The 4,685-nt window shown below is 62.0% G+C and carries 2 protein-coding genes and 2 pseudogenes; 2 read left to right on the forward strand and 2 right to left on the reverse strand.

The genetic code is table 11. From position 1 onward, the window contains the following. Nucleotides 1-961: 961 nt before the first annotated feature. Nucleotides 962-2,152 (reverse strand): MFS transporter, encoded by a 1,191-nt coding sequence (locus ACIQMR_RS38205; protein ID WP_401397751.1) that lies wholly within the window; start codon nt 2,150-2,152, stop codon nt 962-964. A gap of 661 nt (nt 2,153-2,813) precedes the next feature. On the opposite strand from ACIQMR_RS38205, the gene ACIQMR_RS38210 reads away from it, so the two are divergent. After that, complete coding sequence (locus tag ACIQMR_RS38210; RefSeq protein ID WP_401397754.1) at nt 2,814-3,188, forward strand: hypothetical protein; 375 nt, start codon at nt 2,814-2,816, stop codon at nt 3,186-3,188. Between the two features lie 122 nt (nt 3,189-3,310). Beyond that, a pseudogene (locus ACIQMR_RS38215) lies at nt 3,311-4,074 on the forward strand (IS5 family transposase). Between the two features lie 20 nt (nt 4,075-4,094). Here ACIQMR_RS38215 and ACIQMR_RS38220 read toward each other — a convergent pair. Then, nucleotides 4,095-4,528: pseudogene (locus ACIQMR_RS38220) on the reverse strand (transposase family protein); the annotation flags it as partial. Nucleotides 4,529-4,685: the final 157 nt, after the last annotated feature.

Here is a 4,685-nt window from a genome sequence, read left to right on the forward strand (position 1 = left end):
ACGCCACCCCCGCAACTACCTCGCCTTCCTCGGCCTCGCCGCCGCCCTGTGCTGCTACAAACGTCTCGTCCGCCTCACCACATAGGACACGGTCTTAGCCGGGGCATCGAGGGAGACCTTGAGGTTCTGGACGTCTGACACGCATGCGCTCGGTCCGGCGTCCCGGCCTGTGGACTTCGGGGTCAGGGTGGGGTGCTGTTTCTATGTGGTTGCGGGTACCTGGGGTTGCTGTATGTGTGGTTTCGCTGTTGAAGGTGTTATGGGGCTGATCTGGTTCAGATGGTGATGGGTTCGCTGATTGCGGAATGGAAGTCCTTGCTGTTCGACGTGTCTTGGATTTCCCTGCCGTGAGGGCTTTGTATTGGCTCTGGCTCTCGCTGTCAGCGAACAGTTCCCCAGCGGTCGATTGAGTAGTCTGTTCTGGTGTGTATGTGGGTCCACTGTTCGGTAGTGCCAGCCCAGCGGGCGCTTGCGGCTGTGATGCGTTCGATTTCGAACGAGTTTATTCCTGATAGGGAGCCCAGGCAGACCACTACTTTGGTGCTTGCATTTACTGGAACTCCGGCGAACAAGCTGTCCAGGTTTATGTTGTGGAATCCTCCGGATCCGTGGTGTCCACGCACGTGGTTGTATCGTCCATTGATGTTTCGTCCCCAGAGGACGACGAGGCTGACGCAATCTCCCATTTCGCCTGTGTGCATCAGGTCGTCATGTGGAGGGAGGTCTTCAGACTCTTGGTTTACGTCTCGCATCTCGAGTTGCACGGCGCGTCCCTGATCGTTTGCGGTGGATGTTTGGTCGAGATATTAGGGCCGAATCGGTGTCATCTCATGGCCCTTAAGTGCATAGGTTTGTGCACTGTGGACCGATGAACGCTCCGCGATGTATCGCTTGAATCGTGCTTACTGCATAGAGTGCCCCGTGTCGTGTTCAGGACGCATTTCCCGACACAGTGTCAGGTTCAGGCATTCTGGCCATGGGCGTCTTGGTGGGTTGCTTTGATACGCAGATCCGGGAGCGCCAAGGCGCCGAAGGTGATCGTCAGGCAGGCGATGATGATGACGGCGAAGCCTGTACGCAGTGAGGAATGTTCTGCGATGAGGCCGATGGCCACGGGGCCCAGCAGCAGCCCGGAGTATCCGAAGGTTCCTGCGCGGGCAATTGCAGCTGAGGCGCGGTCATCACCGATGATCCCGGCAAGTGAGAACGTCAACGGAACCACTACACACACGGCTATGCCTATCAGCACCAGGGCTGCGATAGCCGACACAACACCAGGGGCCATAACGAATGTAGCGAACCCTGCAGCTCCTGCCACTCCGGCGGCAGCAAGCAGGGACCGTCCGCCGAACCGCTGGGTAACGGCGTCACAGAACATCCGGCCGATCAGCATGGCGAGCTCAAAAGCGGGATATCCAAGAGCAGCGATGGCCTGGGAAGCCCCCAGCCCATCGTGAAGATGAAGGCTGCTCCAGTCGGCAACTGATCCTTCCGCCAGGAAAGCGCAAAAAATAAGAATGCCCAGGAGGTAAACGGTTCGCGGCAGCTTGCGGCGTTTGTCGTGATCCGCTGAACCAGACTTCGTCTGGCCTTCGGTCATGAAGTGAGGCATGCATAGCAGAGCCGCAGGAAGTGCGAGCAGGCTGGCAGTGGCGACGGAGGCTGTAAAGCCAAGGCCCAGCCCTGCCGTTACGGACCCGAACACCCCTCCCAAGACAGCTCCGAGACTCCAGCCAGCATGCATTCTTCCCATCAAAGGACGGCCTTGCATACGCTCAAGAAGAGCAGCTTGCGCGTTGGCTGCCACATCCACAAGACCGAACAGTGATCCAAATATGAGACCACCAATGACCAAGAAAGGGAAGCTGGGGGCGAAAGCCAGGAGAAGGAGGCTTGCGACAGAAGCGGAGACACCGTACCGAAGGATGCGATGGCTGCCATAAGAAGCAATGAGTCGCGACGAAAACTGCATCGCTACCAAGGCGCCGGCACCCCATGCCAGAACCTCAATGCCTACCTGCAACTCGGACAGGCCCAGCTTGTCCCTCAGCGCAGGAATACGCACCACCCACACCGCGCTAGTCGCGCCCACCAACGCAAACGTGACCAGGGTGGCCCGTCGCGCCCGAACACCAGCAGGGACAAGAGACATAGAAAGTAGCCCTTCAAATCACACACCAGCAACTAGTCCGATGCCGACTTCGACCACCACCCATCAGAAGATCAGCAACCCCACCACCCAACACCAGTCGCGAGCCAGGCTTCCTCCCCCAACCAGACCTCCAAGGGGACGAACAGGGACCCCTCACCACTGCGCCCGGTACCCCTCGGACGGTGGCGGAGGGAGTGTCTCGTACGGCAGGCGCTGCGAGGGACTGAGTGCCGTTGCGGGGTGTGTCGGGGGCTGGCTTGTGGGTGGTGAGGTTCCAGTAGTGGGGTGAAGGGGTGGGGCTTTCTGTGCCGTGCTGGTGTGGTCATCCGTGATGGCTGGGGCTGGACTGTGGGAATCGCGAGGCGAGTCGTCTGAAAGGTGGGCGTGGGCGGTTTCTGGAGTTTGTGTGGCTGGGTGTTGGCGGTGTTGAGGTGTGCTTTGCGGCGGGGGTGCCTGTTGGGACAGGCATTGGGGTGGGGCGGGCGGGTTGAAGGGTTACCCATGGGGTGTGGGGTGCCGGTGTTAGTGTCTTCGGCGTGGCGGGGTGGTGGGTTTTTGTTGCTTGGTGCTTTCGGTTTGTGGCGTGTTGCTGGTTGGCCGGAGTGTGGCTTTTCGGACCGGCGTTGGGTCGGGTCGGGCTTATTCGTGATGGGTGGTTGTTGTGTCGTTTCGTATTGATCTCGTCGTGGGTGGTGTTCGTGCGGCTGAGTTGGTGAATGAGTACCGGGGGCGGTTGCAGGAGTGGGATCTGTTGCCGGATGAGGCTGCTTTAGCGGTCGCTTGTACTGCGTATGCGGATGGGTATGTTCACGTGGTCGCTGCGGTGGGGCAGATATGGGAAAGCGTGGGGGAGGGGGAGGGAGCGCCTCCGCATCAGATACGGATTGTGGAGATCGGTATCACGCCGGGTGGCGATCATTTCGCTGAGGTTCGGATGTTGTGTGGAATTTCCGCGTGTGTATCGCTGGATGATCTCGGTTTGCGTTATCGGTTGGTTCGCTGGCCGCAGGGTGCGTTGTCGGGGCCGGCTGAGTGAGCCGTTTTCATCCTGTCTCTGCGGGGTGAAATGGCAGCTCAGCAGGGGTGCGCAACGAGGCGAGGCTCCTGGTCGTTGCGGTGGTGTTCTCTACGCACCACGCATCGTCCGAGGAGCCTCGCTTGGTCCCGTATCGTGCCACGGTCGACGTCCCGCATGAGCTGGTCGAGCACGTTTCCTGGCTCATCTACGCACGAAGGTGTGAACGCCGTTCGCGGTGGCGGAAGCTGGGATGCTTCCAGCAGGCCCTGCTCGCGCTGGTGTACCTGCGCAAGAACGAGACGCTGCCCGCCCTGGCGGCCGGCTTCGTATCTCCACAGCCACTGCCTGGCGCTACGTCGATGAGACCCTCGACGTTCTCGCGGCATGGGCGCCCGGCCTGCACGAGGCCCTGACCGGGCTGGGCGAGGGGGACTTCGTCATCGTCGACGGCACCCTGATCCCCACCGACCGCATCGCCGCCGATGAACCGTACTACTCGCACAAGCACCGCAAGCACGGTATGAACGTGCAGGTCATCGCGCGACCCGACGGCACACCGCTCTGGTACTCCCGCGCGACGCCGGGCCGCACTCACGACCTGACCGCGGCCCGCGCCCACGGCATCGTCCAGGCATGCCTCACCCGGCAGATCCTCGTGCTCGCGGACCGCGCCTACCAGGGCGCCGACGCCACCTTCAGGACCCCGTACTACCGTCACCGCGAACAGCCCGAGCACTACCAGCAGTTCAACCGCGACCACGCCAGACTGAGAGCTACGGGAGAACGAGCCTTCGCACAGCTGAAGTCCTGGCGAATCCTCCGACGAGCCAGATGCTCCACCCGCCGCATCAGCACCATCGTCCAAGCCGTCCACACCCTACTGACCTGCGGCTATTCAGGATGAGAACGGCTCACTGAGCTCTTTCAGCGTTGCCGCTCCAGAGGGAGGACGGCCGCGCGGAGATTGACGACATTCGACTCGGGCTACATCGGGACTTGCGGATGATCCGCCACGACTTCAGTCGTGCGACACCGCGCTCGACCGGTGCCTGCGCTGTGGACAGCGCCCGGTTGACGGTGTGCTGGGTCGGTGTTCGTCCGGCGGGAAGCCGGCCCGGCTGTCACCGGCCGGTCGCACTCCGCGAGAGTGCCGTCGAGCAGGACGTAGTCCGCATCCGCCTCGTGCAAGGTGCGCAGCAGGCCGGGTGCGCGGTCGGCGAGCAGGTCGACGACGGCTGTCGTGGAGGCGTGGGAGGTGCCGACGGAGATGCCGAACCCGGCGGCGAGCTGGCAAGGGTGTCGTGCCGGCGCAGGTACATCAGGCCGACCAGGGCACGCTGATGCGGTGGGAGCTTGCAAGCGGTGCCCGTCCGGTATGGGCGGGCTTGGTGGCGAGTTGGTCGTTTGGTGTCGGTGGCCGGTTGGGGCTGGTTCTGTGTGGTTCCGGTTGCGGGCTGGTGGTGTTTAGGGGTGCTCTGTTGAGGAGTCGATGAGGGATTCGCCGGTGTCGGAGTC

The organism is Streptomyces sp. NPDC091376, from assembly GCF_044757085.1.
GTDB lineage: Bacteria > Actinomycetota > Actinomycetes > Streptomycetales > Streptomycetaceae > Streptomyces > Streptomyces pratisoli.

Excerpts from the sequence above, each read along its gene's own strand:
- ACIQMR_RS38205 (WP_401397751.1), bottom strand. The coding sequence starts at position 2,152 with ATGTCTCTTGTCCCTGCTGGTGTTCGGGCGCGACGGGCCACCCTGGTC.